The 19,540-nt window shown below is 57.2% G+C and carries 17 protein-coding genes; 7 read left to right on the top strand and 10 right to left on the bottom strand.

Features of this window, described 5'->3' with window-relative positions; all coding sequences use genetic code 11:
• The first annotated feature begins 310 nt into the window (after positions 1 to 310).
• On the top strand, positions 311 to 2,923 hold the full coding sequence (locus tag IGS16_RS09955; protein ID WP_297085218.1) for a hypothetical protein: 2,613 nt from the start codon (positions 311 to 313) through the stop codon (positions 2,921 to 2,923).
• 6 nt (positions 2,924 to 2,929) lie between these two features.
• Here the strand turns inward: IGS16_RS09955 and IGS16_RS09950 are convergent, their stop codons facing one another.
• On the bottom strand, positions 2,930 to 3,595 hold the full coding sequence (locus IGS16_RS09950; RefSeq protein WP_297085217.1) for a hypothetical protein: 666 nt from the start codon (positions 3,593 to 3,595) through the stop codon (positions 2,930 to 2,932).
• Positions 3,596 to 3,818: 223 nt separating this feature from the next.
• Here IGS16_RS09950 and IGS16_RS09945 point away from each other — a divergent pair, with 223 nt between their 5' ends.
• Both IGS16_RS09945 and IGS16_RS09940 read left to right on the top strand, forming a co-directional pair.
• Entirely contained in the window at positions 3,819 to 4,034 is a 216-nt protein-coding gene (locus IGS16_RS09945; RefSeq protein WP_297085216.1) for a hypothetical protein, read from the top strand.
• 364 nt (positions 4,035 to 4,398) lie between these two features.
• Positions 4,399 to 5,022 (top strand): Uma2 family endonuclease, encoded by a 624-nt coding sequence (locus IGS16_RS09940; RefSeq protein WP_297085215.1) that lies wholly within the window; start codon positions 4,399 to 4,401, stop codon positions 5,020 to 5,022.
• Between the two features lie 113 nt (positions 5,023 to 5,135).
• Here the strand turns inward: IGS16_RS09940 and IGS16_RS09935 are convergent, their stop codons facing one another.
• A complete protein-coding gene (locus IGS16_RS09935) occupies positions 5,136 to 5,663 on the bottom strand; it encodes a lysostaphin resistance A-like protein (RefSeq protein ID WP_367185770.1) in 528 nt (175 codons plus the stop codon).
• Between the two features lie 229 nt (positions 5,664 to 5,892).
• Positions 5,893 to 7,014: a DUF3326 domain-containing protein gene (locus tag IGS16_RS09930; protein ID WP_297085213.1), complete on the bottom strand. Its 1,122-nt coding sequence runs from the start codon at positions 7,012 to 7,014 to the stop codon at positions 5,893 to 5,895.
• A gap of 803 nt (positions 7,015 to 7,817) precedes the next feature.
• Between IGS16_RS09930 and IGS16_RS09925 the strand changes: the two genes are divergently transcribed.
• Complete coding sequence (locus IGS16_RS09925) at positions 7,818 to 9,173, top strand: S8 family peptidase (RefSeq protein ID WP_297085212.1); 1,356 nt, start codon at positions 7,818 to 7,820, stop codon at positions 9,171 to 9,173.
• A 155-nt stretch (positions 9,174 to 9,328) separates the two neighbouring features.
• A complete protein-coding gene (gene mtnA, locus IGS16_RS09920; protein ID WP_297085211.1) occupies positions 9,329 to 10,390 on the top strand; it encodes an S-methyl-5-thioribose-1-phosphate isomerase in 1,062 nt (353 codons plus the stop codon).
• A 97-nt stretch (positions 10,391 to 10,487) separates the two neighbouring features.
• On the opposite strand, the gene psb28 is transcribed toward mtnA, so the two are convergent.
• From psb28 to IGS16_RS09900, 4 genes are all read right to left on the bottom strand, one after another.
• Entirely contained in the window at positions 10,488 to 10,859 is a 372-nt protein-coding gene (gene psb28 / locus IGS16_RS09915) for a photosystem II reaction center protein Psb28 (RefSeq protein WP_297085210.1), read from the bottom strand.
• A 341-nt stretch (positions 10,860 to 11,200) separates the two neighbouring features.
• Positions 11,201 to 11,653 carry a hypothetical protein gene (locus tag IGS16_RS09910; protein WP_297085209.1) on the bottom strand — a complete coding sequence of 151 codons (453 nt, stop codon included), beginning with the start codon at positions 11,651 to 11,653 and terminating at the stop codon, positions 11,201 to 11,203.
• Positions 11,654 to 11,695: 42 nt separating this feature from the next.
• Entirely contained in the window at positions 11,696 to 12,100 is a 405-nt protein-coding gene (locus IGS16_RS09905; protein WP_068509462.1) for an NIL domain-containing protein, read from the bottom strand.
• A gap of 36 nt (positions 12,101 to 12,136) precedes the next feature.
• Positions 12,137 to 12,655 (bottom strand): phosphoribosyltransferase, encoded by a 519-nt coding sequence (locus IGS16_RS09900; protein WP_297077510.1) that lies wholly within the window; start codon positions 12,653 to 12,655, stop codon positions 12,137 to 12,139.
• 245 nt (positions 12,656 to 12,900) lie between these two features.
• On the opposite strand from IGS16_RS09900, the gene IGS16_RS09895 reads away from it, so the two are divergent.
• The gene (locus IGS16_RS09895; RefSeq protein ID WP_297085208.1) at positions 12,901 to 14,373 is read left to right on the top strand and encodes an MFS transporter; all 1,473 of its coding nucleotides are present in this window, start codon (positions 12,901 to 12,903) and stop codon (positions 14,371 to 14,373) included.
• Here IGS16_RS09895 and IGS16_RS09890 read toward each other — a convergent pair.
• Positions 14,365 to 14,667, bottom strand: a complete 303-nt coding sequence (locus IGS16_RS09890; RefSeq protein ID WP_297085207.1) for a putative quinol monooxygenase — start codon at positions 14,665 to 14,667, stop codon at positions 14,365 to 14,367. The two genes, IGS16_RS09895 and IGS16_RS09890, sit on opposite strands and share 9 nt — an antisense overlap.
• 118 nt (positions 14,668 to 14,785) lie before the next feature.
• On the opposite strand from IGS16_RS09890, the gene IGS16_RS09885 reads away from it, so the two are divergent.
• A complete protein-coding gene (locus IGS16_RS09885) occupies positions 14,786 to 16,141 on the top strand; it encodes a hypothetical protein (protein ID WP_297085206.1) in 1,356 nt (451 codons plus the stop codon).
• A gap of 1,138 nt (positions 16,142 to 17,279) precedes the next feature.
• On the opposite strand, the gene nadB is transcribed toward IGS16_RS09885, so the two are convergent.
• Entirely contained in the window at positions 17,280 to 19,034 is a 1,755-nt protein-coding gene (nadB, locus tag IGS16_RS09880; protein WP_297085205.1) for an L-aspartate oxidase, read from the bottom strand.
• A gap of 11 nt (positions 19,035 to 19,045) precedes the next feature.
• A complete protein-coding gene (psbU, locus tag IGS16_RS09875; protein WP_297085204.1) occupies positions 19,046 to 19,477 on the bottom strand; it encodes a photosystem II complex extrinsic protein PsbU in 432 nt (143 codons plus the stop codon).
• Positions 19,478 to 19,540: the final 63 nt, after the last annotated feature.

Below are 19,540 nucleotides of genomic sequence, written 5' to 3'. Positions count from 1 at the left end.
GCGAATTGTGCTGCAATGTCGAAACGCTAAGAATTTTTAACAAAATCTGCTCAAGTCAGGCTGGTGGTTCCACTTCTGTAGTAATTCGATACACTAAAACCGTGCATTGGACTGTGTATTTGTGTAATTAAAGAAGCACGGTGATTATCCAGTCTGAGCGAGTGCTAGAGACATCTTGAAACATTTGTTTCAGCCTGCTTTTCAGGGTGTGATGCTGGCCTGAGTTCTGACCGAAAGCTGACCGAAAGCTGACCGAAAGCTAACCGAAATTTAGTATTTTGCGTTTCCCCAGTCCTGGCAAGAGGTTCTGATGGCGTTTTGGGAATTTCTGATTCAGCAGGAGGGCGATCGCTCGTGGTTGCCGCTAGAGTCTCCCGATGTGGAGGTTTTAGAAGGGCGCTATCGGGTGGTGGCCCGTTCCAGCCGGGTGAATACACCCGTCGAAATTTCTATTATTCAGACCATCACCACCGAGCATCCACCCCGACGGCGCGTCCAAAAGCGGATGGGGCAGACCAATCCTGACGGGCTGCTGGTGGTGCTGCCTTTTACTCGGCTGGAGCCGGGGGCGTGGGAGTTGCGCTGTGTCGGCGATCTCATGTCTGACCTGGTGGGTGAGGGCTGGGGCTATGGGGTCAAGCTCCAGGTCTTGAGCCATGAGATGGATGCAGACGGGGACGATGACCTGCTGCCGGAAGACTGGCAAAGCCGCATTGCAGTGACCGATCAGGTGGCAGAACAGCCCCCAGATCGAACGGCCGAGCCTTTGGAGCCTGAAACGCTGCCAGAAGCCCAAAGTTTTGCCCAAAGTTTCCCCGATCCAGAGGAGATGGGCGATCGCCCCCTAGCCTTACCTCCAATCGAACCCGCTACTGCCGAACCCGCCACTACCGAGCCAGCTACTACCGAGCCAGTTTCGGCAACAGACGACTTCCTGGCAGCATTAGAAGCGATCGAGACCGAATCCGCCGAAGCGTCTGAATCTGGGGCAAAGGTAGCAGCCGCCAGTGAGGCAGAGGGGTTGGCAAACGCTGCTGGTGCAGCAGGTGCAGAAGTTTCACACCGTCCAACTGAGCCGTCGGAACTTGACCCGGCTGCGGCGGCAGCGATCCTCTCCCCCGCCGACCTGCCGCCACTGCGCCTGGTGCTACAGCCCGACCACTATGCCGCGCAGTGGGGCAGCACGCTGCGGATCACTGGCCAGGTGGTTGCAGCAAATCACGAATTAGCCCAAGACTCTACACAAGGGGTTCCTGCCCTCTACCTAGATCTGGCTCTGCGCGATCCGCAAAGCGGCGAACCGCTGGCGCAAGTCAGGCATCATTTGCCAGGTGGCACCCTGCCCTGCGTGGTGGACTGCGCGATCGACATTCCCGATGTAGACACCACCCGGCTGATGCTAGGCGAAGCAACGCTGTCCGCGCCTCAAGGAGAACCGCAGGAGCCATTTTTGCTGGCGGCCCAGAGCTTCACGGTGACGGCGGCGCTGGATGATCTGCTAGAGGCGATCGCCAACGACTTTCCGGGCGACCTCACCTCGCCGTTTGTAGACGAGGAAGACCTAGATCTGTCCTTGCTCAACCTGGTGGATGGCCCCCCTGCTTCCGCTGCGCCATTGCCAGAAATCCGGCCAGCAGGCGATCAGGTGTTGCCGCCGCAGATCTTTCAGCCAGCAGCGGCTGCCGATGCGCCGACCGCCAAGCCTGTGGAGCTACCGCCCCGGGGCAACCCGCTTCCTGGCTTTGAAAACGGCATGAGCCTCTGGCAGTTGGCAGCCGCCGTTTCGACTGGGCAAACCCCTGTTACTCGCCTCGACAGCAGCGCCCCGCCGCCCGACCCATCCCATACGGACGAATCCCCATCGACAGCGGATCAAACCGAGGGCGAATTGACCCATCGCCTGCTTCCCGACGATCAAGCGGCATGGGTTGAGGAGATTGCAAATTTTGCGGACTCCGACGCGGCAACTCCAGAATCGCCTCCCCCGCCCCTCGCCGCAGCAGACGATGCCGATCTTTCGATTTATCTGACTCACGTCAATCGCGCCAGTCGGTCAAAGCCGCCCGTCGAAATCCCCCCGGACGAACCCAGAGCTGCCGTTCGAGAGGTGTCCCCAGCAGAAGCCGACCCTTTGGAGGCAGGCAGTTCCGAAACCGCAAACCTGGAAGCCGCAGGCTTAGAGCCGCAGCCCGACCAGACGCAGCCGACTCCGGCGATCGCCGATTCGGCAGATACCCCGCTGGAGTGGAACCACGAAGCCTTCTCTCTAGGGCAGCCTGCGCCCTTGCCCAATGGCACGCCCCGCTTTTTGTCGCCGGAGGATCGGGCCTTTCAGGCGTTGAACTTGCAGCGTCGCTTTTTGTCTCGGCTGACGGCGCTGGCGACCGATCGAGAACTGGGGACGCTGATGCAGCCGGGTTCGCCACCGCTGGGCCGTGACCTGGACTTAACCACGGATGAAATCGTAGTGGAAGACGCGCCCCTGCCGCCGCCCCAGCGCTCCAGCCTGTATCGCCCTGAACACGCACCAGAGCCGCCGCCCGTGGTGTTGCCTGCGGAAGAGCCTGTGCCCTCACCTGTGATGGACGTGCCCCAGGGCGAACTCACCTCCGGCCAGCGTATTGAAATTGGCATTGCCTTACCCGATCTGGAGCCGCGCTTCTACATCAAGCTGTGGCTGCGCGATCGCCAATCTCGCACGATTTTGGACGGGCCGCGCTGGGTGATGAACTTTGCACCCGACGGCCAGGGCTACCAGATTGCCTACACCCAGGTCACCGTGCCCTTTGGCTGCGTGGAAACGCAATTCGAGGCGATCGCCGTCGAAATGTCTACCCAGCGCGAGAGCCGCAAGGTCGTTCAATCGCGCCGCGTCGTGCCGCCTGACCTGCCCCAGCTTGACTTGAACGATCTGGGCATTTAATTAATCTCAGTTAATCAACGAATCAACTTGTAAACTGGCTCGGATTGATCCAGCATGACAATCCCGAAGCCACAGCTGAATCGCCTGCGCGACCACACCTTCGCTGCTGTCGCGGGGCGGGCTGGCGGGCTGCCGCTGGGGATAGCCACCCAGACTCGACAGCGCACCTGCCAGTTGCCACTGGTCTGCCTGCTGCGTTAGAAAAACCCAATAAAATCCCTGGAATCGGGCATAGCCGCCGTAGCCATACTGCCGCTCTAGCGTGGTGAAAAAGACCTGCTGGGGTTGGTCGTCGGGAGCGATCGCCCGATATTCTGCCAGCCCCAGTTCTTCCAGATTTGCAGGCAGGGGGCGATAGTCGGGCGGCCCCGCCAGCAGCACATAGCTCGGCGGCAGGTCGGTGGTGCGGTTCCGGGAGCGCGATCGCGCAATGACGCGATTGGCATAGCTGGGCAAATCACGCAGCAGCAGCGGCATCAAGGACTCGATCGTGTCGGGACAGCGGGTTTGCAGCACGCGCCGGGATGGCTCGCGAGAATGCTGGGCGATATGGATTGGCTCCATCGGGCGCAGAAGCGTTCCCCTGCTGCCTGCCAGATCGAAACCCCTAGCGGCAGATGGCATGATGACTATCGGCGCAAACAGGGCGATCGCCCACCATCTATTCCCCATAAAGTTCTATAACCTGCCACGAGAAAACCAAAACCAACCAGACTCAGGCCCTTCAAGCCTCTAGCCTGATCTCCCTAACAAACCGGAAACCAAGTCGTCGCCGCTCCCCAACTCTGCTCTGCTGCATAGATTACACTTCATTGCGATTCACAAACTGTGTAAACCCATCATGCTACGGTCGATACTGTTAATTAAACACATGTATTCGAGATATCGCAGGCAAATGAAGGAGAACATTCTGATTTCTTCGGCTGAATCTATCGCCGCTCCCACCCTGAGGGAAGACTTCAGCGAATACGTTGCACATCTTCAACTTCACATGGCCCTGCACGCCCGCAAGCTGGTTCCCCACTTAAACAGCACCGATGGCAGCCGTCAGCAGCTGTTGCACCAGACGCAGGCCGACTTCGAGAAGTTTGTGTCTCGCCAAGGTCTGTAGGCTGGCAGTCTGTAGGCAGGCGTTATCCGAGCGCTTTTCTTTCAGGAGGCGCTGCTTGCACAGAGTCTCTATTCAGTCTACATATCAAGTCTCTATTCAATCGACTCGGATGCTCACCACTCCAGCCGCCAGGTTGTGATTGGCTCCCAGCACCTTGAGTCGTTCTGATCTCATTACCTAGGATACGGGGATACGACAGAGGCTTGGACCAGCCGCCGAGTTTGTAGCCGGACGTTTGCCTTTACCGCGCAGGTGAGGCGATCGCCCGGCTTTTGCATATAAACTGCATATAACCTAATGGCAGCTTCGCCTGAGAAATTCGTAGATCTTTGCAGATTTCAGGAATCAGGTCAGGAGAAAATCTGTGGTTCAAACAAATCTAGCTCGACTTAATTTAGCTCGACTTAATGTAGACGACTTTATTGCACAGTATGGCGATCGAGACTCCTATGAATTGATTGATGGAGAGTTAATTGATTTGGAGCCAACAGGGTTACATGAGCAAGTCATTGGTTTTATCGCTCGAAAACTCAATGTTGAAATTGATCAACTGAACCTGCCCTATATCATTCCTCATCGTTGCCTGATCCGCATCTCTGATAACACAGCGTTTCGCCCAGATATAATTGTTCTTGAGCAGACCCAGTTGGTACATGAACCGCTGTGGCAATATCAGGCAGTGCTTACATCAAGTGTGGCAATTAAGCTGATTGCTGAAGTAGTGAGTCCAAACTGGCAAAATGACTATGCTCGGAAGACTGAAGACTATGCGCTGCTGGGAGTGCCTGAGTATTGGATTGCAGATTATCTGGGGTTGGGGGGTCGAGATTATATCGGAACTCCCAAGCAGCCAACGATCACCATTGGTCAACTCGAGGGCGATCGCTATCAAAAGCGCTTATTCTATCAAGATGACGACTTAAGCTCAGCCATCTTCCCAAATCTGCGGCTCCGGGCAAGCGCAATCTTTGCCGCTGGGAAGGGCTAGGGAACGGACAAGGGGAACTCAAAGATTACCAAGATTCCCAAAACTTGCCAAAGGCGCTCCATAAACTCTATAAGCCAGAAACCATAAGCCAGAAACCCAGGTTGAGGTTGACCCTAACTGTCAACCGCTAGCTGCTTCAGCTTCCAAGTGCCGCTAGAAATCAGGTTCGTCACAATATGCGCCACAATCGGCACCAGCAGGTTGCCCGTCAGCAGCGCACTAGCCCCCAGCGCTGCGCCCACCAGCGTTGCCCAAATCACGTAGGCCCACTGTTGCGACCCGCTGTAGTGCAACACGCCAAAGCACAGGCTGCTGACCAACAGTCCGAACCAATTTAGCCCGATCGCAGGCAACATCACGCCGCGAAACAGCAGTTCCTCGCTCAGCCCTGGCAGCAGCCCCAGCCAGATCAGGTCAACCCAGGTCAGCGGCTTGATTACCAGCGCCAGGTAGGTGTCTGCACTGGTGCGATAGGCCGGCCAGAGGCGATAGGCTCCCTCACTGGCCAGACTAATACCCAGCGCCAACGCCACTCCAAGTCCCACCGCAGACGGACGAACGCTGACAGGCAGCATATCCACCGTGTCAAACGCCAGCCAAAACCGAGACACGATCAGCAGCACCAGCGCCGTGATGCCCATTGCTGTTAGCACCTGGGTGCGATCGAGGGGTTCGAGTTGGGGTTGCGTGGGGGTGGGCACGGTGGAGAAGGGCTAGGGTGCTGATGATGGGCTGGGGTCTTGGAGAGTTAGGGAATTAACAAGGGGACAGGGGCTTCTGAACATCCCGTTGCGCCTGATCTTAATTATCCACTTTCTATTACTCCATCCCGTCTGCTACTCCATCCCGTCTGCCTGTTGCCGAATTCTCTCAGGCTAGCATTTTGGGGAGGTTTGCCGTGAGGGATTCCAGGCTGGCGGAAGGGGTGAGCGCCCGCAAATTCTCCACCGTCGGCGATAGAGCAGCGGGGTCGAGGCCAGCGCGGTGGGCGACCAGCACGCCGAGGGCTTCCAGATAAGACTGGACGGCGATCGCCCGAATGCCCATTGCCTCAGCGGTAGCCTGCATCCGCGTCGTGTTGTCTGCCACGGTGATGATTTGGGTGTGGGTTTGCCCCAGGCTGAGAACCGCACTGCTGCCGCAAGCTGTAGCGGGAATCACCAGTGCATCAACCTGATTGGCCCAGATGTCCTGATTCGACTGACCCTGAGCGGTCTGGCAAACAAACTGCGGGGCGCGGCTAAGGCCGACTAGCACGCAGGGAAGAAACGTGTGCCCCAGTTCCTCAGCAGCAGACTTGGGAGAAAGCGTCGGATCGAGGGGCAGCGGCGACAGGGCGGGCGCGTGGGCGCACGGAACTTGGAAGGTTCGGACGACGAGATGACTAATGACGGCTTCGGCTCCGGCCAGAGGATCGACCCCTTGCCCGTGGCGATAGTCCTGCAAGGCATCGCTGCCCTCGTCGTCGGGAAAGCGGGCCACAACGGCGATCGCCTCTGCTCTGGCCTGCGTAATCAGCGTTTCTACCCCGCGCAGCAGGCTGTCGGGATGTTGCAGCGTGCCCCAGGTTGCGCCAGAAGCTGCCGTTTGCAGGCTCACGCCCAGCGGCGCATCCGTCACGACATACTCCGTCAGGCTCAGCCCCAGGGTTGCCCGCGCCGCGTCTGCCGCCTGCAAGTGCCGCCAGCGCAGTTCCGGCTCGATGCCCGCATCCAGCAACAGCCCCACCCGGTTCTGGCGCACGGGCCGCAGCCCCCACTGTCCTGCGGCAAACTGATCCAGCCCATAGCCCTCGACGTACAGCGCGTTGGGCAGCGGCCAATACAACTGCGCCCCGTTCAGCACGTTGGGATGGGTAATCAGCCGATCGGCCACCTGGGCGATCGCCCTTGCCACGGGCAGCGCATCCCCCGCATAGCCGCCAATTGCCGCGCCCACCCCCGTCGGCACAATCAGCATCACAGTATAGGGGCGATCGCACGTTGGGTTCATAGGAATCAGGTTTTGAGGATTAGGATTCAGGGAGTAAAGCTCCACACTAGCCACAGTAGCAACTGATTATAAATCAGGGTGCATCTGTATCCAGAGGGGATTCAAAGTAACTCGAATTGCGGTTTTTAAGGATCATCCAGAAGTCCATCTGCCCAGGTTTCTGAAGATTCTGGGTGGTTGGGCGTTGGCTGAAAGACGGCGATCGCCCAGCGCAGTTTGGTACAACGGTCTGGCATGGGTTTGCATCAACTTTGCATCAGTTTTGCATACGTCTTGCTGCGTCTGAATTATGTCTATTTGTGCAGCCCAAGCTGCGACCCGGATAATTTTAATTCAGATGGATATTAGTAATGCCAGACCTCACTGACGCTTCATTGCCCGATACCTTGAGTGCTGACTTGCCCGGCCTGTCTTCAGGCTTTCACTTGTCTGGACTACCAGGCACAACCGATGGCTTCAGTCGCGTTGGCAGCAAAGCATACTCGCAGCAGACCGCCTTAAGTTCCAGATACGATCGAGATACATTCAAAAACTTATCCGATATCGATTCAATCTCAGGTTCAAGAAGCCGTTCGTTATCGTTTAATTCATCCATATCGGGTTCAAATATTTGGAATAGTTCTCGGTTTGTATCCAGTAATCTCTTTAGTGGATACTTTAACGGACAAGAGGAGGGCGATCGCCCGTCTTTCGCGAATTCCCAACCCGGTCAGCGCCATACCTCAAAGCCAGACGCGCTAACGGGCCTCGCAGACAAGGACGGACTGGTCGCCACAGCCACCCGAAACCGCAGATCGGGCGGCGTGAATGCTCAGCAAACCATCCACGAATCGCTTTCACGGTGGGATGCCCGCAACCCCACTCGCCCCAATACTTACAAAGATGACTACAGGCTGCAAAGCACAACAGGTGGACAAGTACAGCTAGACCTGACTTCTGGCGCGTTTGATGCATACCTGCAAATCGTCGATAGCCGCACGGGCCGGGTCATTGCCGCAAACGACGACGGGGGCGGCGGCACAAACGCCCGCCTGACGCTCAATCTGCAAGCAGGGGTTGGCTATATCGTCCGCGTCACCAGCTATTGGGCCAACGAAACGGGGAACTACTCGCTGACGCTGAGTACGCCCAATGCTCAGCCCCCCGCTAACGGGTTCAACAGCACCTACGGCTATGGTCTGGTCAATGCCGCTGCGGCCGTCGCCCAGTCGATTGGTCGCACGCCGTTTGCCCCAGTGGCAGACACAGATCATAGCTGGAGCAATAACCTAGTGAATGCGCCAGAGGTGTGGGCACAGGGTTATATCGGGCGCAACGTGGTGGTGGCTGTGGTGGATACGGGCGTGGACTATACCCACAGCGACCTGGATGCTAATATCTGGCGCAACACGCGGGAAATTGCGGACAACGGCATCGATGATGACGGCAACGGCTTTGTAGACGACGTGCGCGGCTGGAACTTTGCCAACGGCAACAACAATCCGATGGACGTGAACGGGCACGGCACCCACGTTGCCGGGACGATTGCCGCAGAGAACAACGGCACAGGCATTACCGGAGTTGCCTACAATGCCCAGATTATGCCCGTGAAGGTGCTGGGAGACGACGGATCGGGCACGAATCTGAGTGTGGCGCGGGGGATTCGCTACGCGGCCGACAACGGGGCAAACGTGATTAACCTGAGCCTGGGCGGTGGCTATAGCAGCGATATTGAATCAGCGATCGCCCATGCCGTTTCCAGAGGGGCGATCGTGGTTATGGCGGCAGGCAACGAAGGCGCAGCCCGCCCCAGCAACCCAGCCAGCCTTGCGATTCAGTATGGTGTCTCCGTCGGGGCGATCGACAGCAGCGGCAACCTGGCATCCTTCTCCAACCGCGCCGGAACCGATAGCCGAATGCAGCATGTTGTGGCACCGGGGGTAAATATTCTCTCGACCCGTCCGGGTGGCCGCTATCAATCCCTGAACGGCACGTCGATGGCTACGCCCCACGTCGCGGGTGTGGTCGCCCTGATGCGTCAGGCAAACCCCAACCTGACCGATGCCCAGGTGCGCCAAATCCTGACCAGCAGCGCCATCCGCGCCAGCAGCAGCCTGTCCAGCCCGGTCGATCCTGCGTCTCTGACGCTGACGCTCGTACCCCGGCGATCGCGCCGTTAGGGGATTCCCGAACCGGGAGCAGGCGCTCCTGGTTCGTTTTGGAAAATTTTCCTGAATGCTGCGGGCTACGCCCAGACGGTTTGGCCTCTGGCGTTTCGACCCACTGGGGGGTTAATTTAGGACAAAGCTAGACCTCTACCCCCCTCCCTTGTCTTATGAACCTCCCAACCTCGCAGGTCTATCCTGTGATTTGGCAAGACGACCATGTTTGGCTGATTGACCAAAACCGACTGCCGACCGAATATGACCTGGTGCAGATTAGCCGCTGCGACGACATGGCGATCGCCATTAAAACCATGATCGTGCGCGGGGCTCCCGCGATCGGCGTGGCGGCTGCCTACGGGATGTATCTGGGAGCCAGAGAAATCGAGACGGGCGATCGCGATCAATTTTTGCGCGAGCTGGAATCTGTGGCCATGAAGCTGCGGGCTACCCGGCCCACCGCCGTTAACCTGTTTTGGGCCACAGAGCGGATGCTGAAGGTGGCACGGCAGACCATCGGCCCGGTGGACTATCTCAAAACGGCGCTGCTGCAAACGGCGCAGGCGATTCAGACCGAAGACCTGGAAACCTGTCGGGCGATCGGCGACCACGGGCTGGCCGCGCTGCCCACCACGCCCCACAAGCTGCGCCTGCTGACCCACTGCAACGCCGGGGCCCTGGCCACCGCAGGTTACGGCACGGCCTTGGGGGTTGTGCGCTCCGTGTGGCGAGAAGATCGGCTGGAGCGGCTCTATGCCGACGAAACGCGCCCCCGCCTGCAAGGGGCCCGCCTCACTGCCTGGGAATGCGTGCAGGAAGGTATCCCCACCACGCTGATCACCGACAGTATGGCCGCCCACTGTATGCAGCGCGGACTGGTGGATGCCGTCGTGGTAGGCGCAGACCGCATCACCGCCAATGGCGACACCGCCAACAAAATCGGCACCTACAGTCTGGCGCTGGTGTCCCGCGCCCACAGCATTCCTTTCTACGTCGCTGCGCCGCTCTCCACGGTGGACTTCAGCCTCAGCGACGGCAGCAAAATCCCCATCGAGGAGCGCGACCCCATCGAGGTCTATCAAATCGGCGAAACTATTATCGCGCCGGAGGGCTTGGACTATTACAATCCCTCGTTCGATGTCACGCCTGCGGAGCTAATTACGGGCATCATCACCGAATATGGCGTAGTGAAGCCTGCGGACTTGGTGGACCTGCAAGCCAAGCAGGTGAGTTAGCTCTCTGAACCTCTGCCGAACTGCAACGAAATTGCGTCGAACTGCGCCAAACTATGCCAAACTGCGCCGAGATGCGCTGAACTACGCTGCTGCGCCACTATCCTTCACCTTTGCCCTGATATTCCATGCCGTTCGCCTCGGCATAGCGATTCATAAACCGCATAAACCGCGCCCAATGTTCCTCGCGGACTAGCTCAAAGCGGCATTCCACCCGCTTTAGCTCGTCGCCCTCGTCGCCGCCAAAGATAAACTTCACGCTGTCGGGTTCGATCTCGATGCGGCCTTCTTCATCGGTCAAGCAGAGGGCTTTATTAAAGCGGTTGGTAAAGCTCTGGAACCGCTCGATAGACTTGAGCTGCTCGAAGGTCATGACGACAAACTGATCGCCCGTCGCGCGATCGCGCCTCAGGCTCACGCCGCTCAGGTCTTCGGGAATGCCTTCAAAAAATTCAATCGTCGGTAGGGTCATGAGGGATTGGGGATTGGAGATTGGGGAATTTGGCGCAGAACATCCAGCAACTTGCCCGCCTCACAAGCTCCCATTTCTATCATCAACCATCCCATTGGGAAAAGAATCTGTCTGGGGGCAACCCCCAGCATTTGATGCGCCGCGCCACCACGTATCAAAAACCGTAACGTCGCTCTGGGAGAGCGTTTCCCAGCTTAGATTAAGAGTGTTCACTCCTCATGCGCTCAGCAGCTTCGTCGGGTTCGTCGGGGCTGCTGTTTATTTCCAAGGGATTTACAGAGGGATTTGCACCTGAGACTGGCGCAGCGATTCCGATGCTGTAGTCGAACTGGCGGGGGCAGTTACCTCCCCAACGGCCAGACCTGGAGCAGTCGGTTTGCGGGAGCAGGCAGCGTCGTTTCAGCCGTCCACCCAATCGACAAGCCAATGACCGAAATCGCAGTCAGTACGCCGAGGGACTGCCAGCGGCCTAGCTTGGCCTGCTGCAAATCGAGCCGTGCCAGAATCTCCGCCGCAACTACTACCAGGATGTATTCAAAGACGTGATACCAAACGAGGATGACGGCGATCGACATGGCTCCCAGCAGCACCAGCGAAAAATAGCCCAGGCTAGACTGGAGCCAATTTCTGATGAAGCGCCGCAGTCCCCGTGACCAAGTGGTGAGCAAGAGGGCTTGTGCCAGCGCAAAGACCATCGCCAGCGCCCAGGCGACCCAGTTTTCGGTGTTTTGATAGAGGAACCAGCTAAAGCTGGTGTAGGCTGCCAGCAGCAGCGGTAGAGAAACCCAGAGCATGAGCGATGGGGTAAAACGCTGAACCACGTTTCTACAGGTTACCTACAGATTAGTGGAGATTGCCTGCACCGGGCAGGCAGGGATGCACTGTTCGCAAACAATGCAGCGCGATCGCCCGAAATTGAGCCGGAACGTCTGCGGGTCGAGGCTCAGCGCTTCCGTTGGGCAGACCCCCGTGCAGAGGCCGCAGTGGACGCACAGGTCTTCATCAATCAGGATTTCGCGGCTGGCGGTAGAAATGCCAATATCCTGCGATCGCAGCCAGTCCAGCGCCGCATCCAGCTGATCAATATCGCCCGACAGCTCCACTACCAGCGTCCCGATTTGATTTGGCGCAACTTGGGCGCGGATGATATTCGCCGCCACGTTGAAATCCTTTGCCAGCCGATAGGTGACGGGCATGTGAACCGAGCGCTTGGGAAAGGTGAGGGTGACGCGCTTTTTCACAGATCTTTCACAGGTGACTCCCCAGCCTCGACTAGGCTAGGCCGGAGCAGACAGCTTTGCGGCCAGTTCTTCGGCAGTGGTGTTTTCGTAATACTCAAAGGGCTGATGAATCCAAGGGTTGTCTTCCAGGTAGTCTACGTAGTAATCCGGCTGGAAAATGGAGCAGGCTTTGTACCAGAGAACGCCAGTCCGCATCTCGTCAATATAGAAGCCGTAGTTGTGATTTAGCCATTCGACGCTGCGCTTAAGGCTGATGCCCGAATCGACCAGATCATCGACCAGCAGAACATGGCTGCCCAGGTTAGGCGTGGTCATGGCCAGGTCGCGAGAGAAGGTGATGGCTCCGCGCGATCGCCCCCCAGGCCCATGATAAGAAGCCGTAGACAAAATCGCCAGCGGCAAGTCAAACACCCGCGACAGCAGATCGCCAACTCGCAGACCGCCCCGCGCAATGCAAACAATCTGGTTAAATTCCCAGTCGGATTCATAAACCTTAACGGCAAGCTGTTCAATCAGGCGATGATAGTCGGGCCACGAAACGTAGAGATCTGACATGGGAAAAAAATCAGAGGATGAGTGGGATGAAAACGAGCAGACGGGCAGGTTTACTTTAGGATTAAGGTTGCATCATGGCAGCCTGCATACTAAAACGGCTTGCCTAGAACCGCTTCCTTAGACAGGCGATCGCCCGCCACATCAGGCCTAGATGATGAGCATCCTACAATTTGCTGGCTAAAATCAAGCCGCCAGCGAAGTCCCTCAGCGTAATTTTATTCCCCGTTTCTCAGGTTTTAGAGCCGATGAGCGAGTCTGCATCCAAACTGCCTAAATCCGCCGAAGACACCCTCAGCTTTGGCACCAAGCTGGCCTATGGGGCTGGGGATCTGGGAACTGCCATCACGGCAAACATTCTGGCCGTGTTTTTGCTGGTGTTTTTTACCAGCGTGGCAGGCATTCCAGCGGGTATCGCAGGCAGTATTCTGCTAGTCGGCAAAATCTGGGATGCCGTGAATGACCCGATTGTGGGGATTCTGAGCGATCGCACTCAGAGCCGCTGGGGCCGCCGCTACCCCTGGATTGTCGCAGGCGCAATCCCCTTCGGCATTTTCTTCTTCTTGCAGTGGATTGTGCCCCGCTTTTCCGATGATCCCACCACCAACCTGTGGGCGCTCGTGGCCTACTACATCGCGGTTTCCGTGCTGTTCAACGCCTTCTACACCGTCGTCAATCTGCCCTACACTGCCCTCACGCCCGAACTCACCGACGACTACGACGAGCGCACCAGCCTCAACAGTTTTCGCTTTATCTTTTCCATTGGCGGCAGCATTCTGTCGCTGGTGATTGTGTTAGCCATTTTCAACGCCATTCCCGACGACGTAGCCCAGCAATATCGGGCGATCGGCGCAATTTGTGCGGTGATTTCGGTGCTGCCCTTTTTCTGGTGCGTGTTTGGGACTTACGGCCATGTGGCGCGGCGACAGCAGGTTCGCGGCGCAGTCGAAACCAGCACCCAGGAAATGCCCATCCTCCAGCAGCTCAAAGTGGCCTTTGCCAATCGCCCCTTTTTGTTTGTCATTGGTATCTATCTCTGCTCGTGGCTGGCGCTGCAAAACACCGTCACGATCATTCCCTACTTCGTGCGCGACTGGATGGGTCTGTCGAACGCGGTCTACACCCAGGTCGTGATGGCGGTGCAGGTAACGGCGCTGGCAATGCTGCTGGTGTGGGAGCGAATTTCGCGGCGCGTGGGCAAAAAAGCAGTCTACATCCTGGGCATGGTGCTGTGGGTGATTGCAGAAATTGGGCTGTTTTTTCTTCAGCCCGGACAGGTGGGCTGGATGTATTTCCTGGGCATTTTGGCCGGAATGGGGGTGTCTACGGCTTACCTGATTCCCTGGTCAATGGTGCCCGACGTGATTGATCTGGATGAACTACGCACCGGGCAGCGGCGTGAGGGCGTGTTCTATAGCTTTATGGTGTTTTTGCAAAAAATGGGGCTGGCGATCGCCCTCTTCCTGGTCGGGCTGGCGCTGGATGCTGCTGGTTTCATCGAAAGCACCGCTGGCGAAGCAACGCCCATCCAACCCGCCTCAGCGCTCACTGCCATCCGCGTGATGATTGGCCCGCTGCCGGCCATCGTGCTGCTGCTGGGCATGGGGCTGGCCTATTTCTACCCCATCTCCCGTGAAGTCCACGCCAATATCCTGCTGCAACTGCACGAGCGCAAGCACGCATCGGGAAATCCGCTGGATACCAATCCAGACCTACGCTGAAATTTTGACGTAGCTCACAATCTCAGGTGCGATCGCCAGCAGAGATGCGCTCCTGGCCAGGGCAGACTGCACCGCATTCCCCGCCAAGTGAGTGGCGATCGCCGCCTCATCCTGCCACTCCTCAATCGTCACAAATTCAACCAGCCGAGCCGGATTCTGAAACAGGTCATAGCGAATGCATCCTGCCTCTTGCCGAGTTTGGTTCACCAGATCCAGCAGCACTGAGCGCAGCCCAGCCTCACAGCCAGCCTGAGCCACAATCCGAGCGACCACATGCAGAGTTGGTGTTGTCATCGTGAAACTCCTTGATAATTCTGTGTTTCAGCCCATCAAGCAAGACATTGGACAAAAGATTTACCGTTAAAATGGCAAGTATCCTCCATTACGCGGTTTGGCGCTGCGCGGTTTTCTCATGGCTCCTGTTCCATCCGAACCTCAGCCGTCTGTTCCTGAACTGTCGCCAGCAGGCACACTCCCTAACACGCCAGACAGTACCCGTCCAAATGTAGAGCCAGTTTGGGTTTGGAGTGCGATTGGTCTGGTACTCCTCCTCGTGCCGGTTGGGGTTGGCTCAGTGGCAGTGCGAGAATTATTAATGCTGCCTGCCCTGCCCCGCTGCTGGAGTGTGGCTCAAAGCAGCAACTCTAGCTCGACTCGGATCTACTGCGCTGAGATTTCAGCCAATAAACAGACGGTCGAAGACCTGCGACGCGCTATCCAGTTGGCCAACCAGGTTGATGCAGACGATCCGCTGCGCGATAAGAGCGATCGCCTGATTGAGCAATGGACTCAGGATATTCTGCGGCTGGGGGAGGCAGAATTTCAGGCAGGCTCCCTCGATCGGGCCCGCGATATTGCCAAGCGCGTTCCGTTTCACGTCGCCACCTATGCGACGGCTGAAGCAAAAATCAAAGAATGGGAAGCAATTTGGGCAAAGGCTGAGAAAATTTACAGCGAGGTCGAAGCCGAAATCGATCAGGAAAACTGGTTTGCGGCAATGTCTGCAGCCCGAATGCTGTTGACCGTGGGCAATCAATATTGGGCAACTACCCAGTATCAAGCACTCATGCGGCTGCTGCAATCGTCTCGTGAAAGTGAGGCAACCGCGCGGCGATCGCCCAATTCAGCCAACAAGGGAGGCGGGCTAAACGATCTGATCCGTCAGTGGGAAACCGAGCAAACCAAGACAGACACAGAACGGTTAAAGACGGCCCAGGAACTGGCGCAGGGCGGCCGCGTTGAGGATTTGCGGGCCGCAGTCGATGCCGCAGAGCAGGTACTTTACGGCACGCCGCAATATGACCAGGCCCAGTCTTTGATCAACACCTGGCGACGGCAAATTGAAGCGATTGAAGATCGCCCCCGGCTGGCTCGTGCAGATGAGTTGGCTCGCCAGGGCGATGTGCGATCGCTGGAAGCTGCTATCGACGAGGTAAACCAGATCACCTGGGGGCGATCGCTCCATGAAGAAGCCCGCACTCAAGCAGATACCTGGCGGCGACAGGTTCATGAACTGCGACTACGAGAGCAAGAAGAGATGCTGCGTCGGCTGGATCGATCTACCAGCACCACTCCACCGCCTTTGCCTGCGCCTCTGCCCCCGGTCGTTCCCGTCGTGCCGTCTGCCCTGCCCATCTCCGAACCGGTTCTGACGCTGCCTGCGGAAGGAACGCCGCCCGCGCTACCTGCCAGCGTGCCTACAAATGTGCCGGCCAGCGATAGTATTGCTTTGCCGGGCGATCGCTCTACCCCAAATGCAATGCCTTAGCCTGCTTCAGGCAGCCAAATTTCGTTGCTTGCACTCCAATCCGTTCCAAAAGCAGAGCCGTGAGGTCAATCCACGGATAGATTTTTATTTCCAAAAATCACGGATGATAGAGTGATATCAACTTTTGATTTTGGGTTTGCGATTTTGGATTGCCAGTCCGGCATCTGCGAAATCTCCTGCAATCTCATTCCTGTTGACCTATCGGATACTGACGGTCAGTAATTTCTACCACCCGGCACACGGGCCCGGAATTTCAGTAACGGATACTACTTATATCAAAAGTTTCTATAAGGCGCTAAAAGTTGTAAGAAGTGCCATTAAGTTTTCGTGAAGAACCGGAATGGTTAAGTGTGACGGTGAATACCATTGGATATATCAATTCCAAACCTAGCCAGCAGAGATTCCGTCTCCTACGCTCTGCTCAGGTTGTTCTCTCAACTGAGTTAAGGGCGATCGCCGGAGCTCTGTAGCCCAAAACATGGGCTTTAACCCGTAATAATACGCATGTAGGCTGATGCTGGTATAAAATGATTCTCGAGCTTGCAGCAGCACAACAGGTGAGGGGTTAGACCCTGCACCCACTGATTTTCTGAGGATTCTGCCCAGCCCTAGCCAGCGATTTAGAGTCAAAATTTCAGCATATATACTTATAAAAATCAGGATATTCGGCTATACTATTCGGTGTAATTGGTGAATCTACTGTCTGTCATTAGGTTCTATGAGTAGTTCTTTTAAGTTCACAAGTTCGGCTTTGCTGGCAGTTGCGCTTTCCCTAGCGGCAACCCTTTCTGCAGCTGCTCAATCGCTGGAACATCGGTCTGCTCACAGTAACCGCACAGATGGCAACACCCCAAGCGCATTGTTGGGAGGCAGCACGTTAGCGTTCACGCATCTGGATTCGCTGGGTGTTTCGTCCCCTGTTGCCACTCCTTTACGAGGTTCTCCGGTGGAGCGGGTGCGAGATATGATTGAGCCTCAGAACTCGTCCTATGATCCACCAGTGCAGGGGGGCCCCCAAAGTTCTCAAGGTTCTGGGACTCGGTAGAAGTGCAAGGCTGACGCGGGTACCCATGTAGGGCTTTGGCATTAGGCTTAACGGGGCACCCTATTTGTCTTGTTAGGGTTAAGTCCCATAGGGTCAAGGCTCAACTGACGACTTCCACCACCGTTCAGATTGGATTAGCGTGTGGGCTTGCCAGTCCGTGTTGTTCGGGTATGGATAGTCTGAGCGATAGTGTCCGCCCCGGCTCTCGGTTCGGAAGGCAGCACTTTTTACCAATAGGTAGGCTACATCTAGGAGATTGCGCGTTTCTCCCCAGGCTCTCATCTGAGGGGGAGTCAGCCCCAGTTTATCGAGAGAAACAGGGGCCTCCAGATGCAGAGGGCAGCGGTTGAGAAACTGACTTAGCGGCAAAGCGGCAAACTGAAGCCGCCATTCTTGAATTTGGGCGATCGCCCGTTCAAGCGACTGCTGCTCTCGACAGATGCCTGCTGCTTGCCAGACCAGTGGCGGTAGGTTTTGGCGAATGGTTTGAATCGCTAATTTTTGAGACTCCCAGTTGGCAATGGCGCTGCTGGGAGGCAGGCTCGGCGAATTTCCTAACTCTTTGATGTTGGAGATATTGGGGTCATTGGGGTCATTGGGGTCATTGGGGATATTGGGGGCGATCGCCGCTGGCCAATTTTCAGGCAGTGCGACATGCCGGAGTTGCGCCCCAAACACCAGGCACTCCAAGAGTGAGTTGCTGGCCAGGCGATTTGCGCCGTGTACCCCCGTGCTGGACGTTTCCCCGACGGCATACAGCCCCGCAATCGAGGTCTGGCTGTGGAGGTCGGTCAGCACGCCTCCCATCCAGTAATGAGCTGCTGGCGCAACGGGCACGGGTGCTTGAAACACATCCACTCCCCACTGCCGACAAACCTGCACAATGTTGGGAAAGCGTCGCTGAATGGTTTCAGGCGGAATCGGGCGCAGATCTAGCCAGACATGCCCATGTGCCGGATCGGGATGACGACTCTGTAGATAGCTGAAGATTGCGCGGCTTACCACGTCTCGCGGAGCCAATTCGCCCTCAGGGTGATAGTCAAAGGCAAATCGCCGCCCTTCGTCATCGACCAGGTGTGCCCCTTCGCCGCGCACAGCTTCGCTGACCAAAAATCTCGGCGCACCCGGTTTTGTGAGCGCCGTGGGGTGAAACTGGACAAATTCTAAATCCCGCAGCACTGCGCCGCCCCGCCAGGCCATGGCCACGCCGTCGCCCGTGCTGAGAGCAGGGTTGGTGGTTTGGGCAAAGACCTGGCCACCCCCTCCTGTCGCCAAGACAACGGCTCCAGCCGCTAGCCGACAGAGTTGCCCCTCGACCATCGCTACTACGCCCAAGCAGCGATCGCCCGTCTCTGTTAGCCACAGGTCGAGCGCAAAGCCCTGGCTCATGACGTGGATGTTTGGGCGCTGAAGCACCTGTTCTGCCAGGATAGACACCACGGCCCGTCCGGTGGTGTCTGCCGCGTGTAGCACCCGCCGTCGCGAGTGGGCCGCCTCCAGCGTCATGGCCAGGTCAGCCCCATGCCGATCGAACAAAACCCCCATCGCCAACAGATCCCGGATACAGTCGGGAGCCTGTTGCACCATGAGGGTCACAGCTTGGCGATCGCACAGCCCTGCGCCTGCCCGCAGCGTGTCTTCGATGTGTAGTTCTGGCGAGTCATCTGCTGCCATTGGCGCAGCAATGCCGCCTTGGGCCCATTCACTAGCCGAGGTGAGCAACTCGTCTTTGGTGATTAGTCCAACGCGAAAGTGGGTCGGTAAACACAGCGACGTGTAAAGTCCGGCTGCTCCCGCGCCAACGACTAAGACATCAAACTGGCGAGAAAAAGAAGACGACGAGGACAACTGCGGTCTGCCTAGCGGTAAATGCCGTTGTTAAAGCGATCGCCCCCTTCTACGAGCGCATCGAGCGGCGGGCTAACCGCAAAGTTGCTGAAGTTGTTTTTCAAAATTTCCTTTTGTGCTTCGGTCAGCCCGGGCATTTTCAGCACGTCTTCCACGCTTTCAAACGGGGCATTCTTGAGGATCATGCGGGCCAGAGTCGGGTACATGCCAGGATACTGCATGAACGCCCGGACGTTGGTGTTATTCAAGTCAATTTTTTTGCCAAAGTCGGTCGCTAGCTTGTCATCCATCGCATTGCGGAATTGCTGTTCTGCCAGCACGGGCGATGGATTGAAGGACAGGGGGCTGAGCGAGGCCGCGATCGCCGTCTGAGGCGAACCCAGCCACCCCCAAGAGGTGAGCATTAGACCCAGAATCATCAACACGCCAACCAGTCGCTTCATCAGTCGAATCCCTTCCAACTACAGTTCTCCAAAGTTCTCCAAATCAGCAGCCGATGAGAGCTA

This window comes from Thermoleptolyngbya sp. C42_A2020_037 (assembly GCF_015272455.1).
Taxonomy (GTDB): Bacteria; Cyanobacteriota; Cyanobacteriia; order Elainellales; family Elainellaceae; genus Thermoleptolyngbya.
Note: the sequence above shows the minus strand (reverse complement) of the source record. Positions and strands in the feature narration are given on the sequence as shown.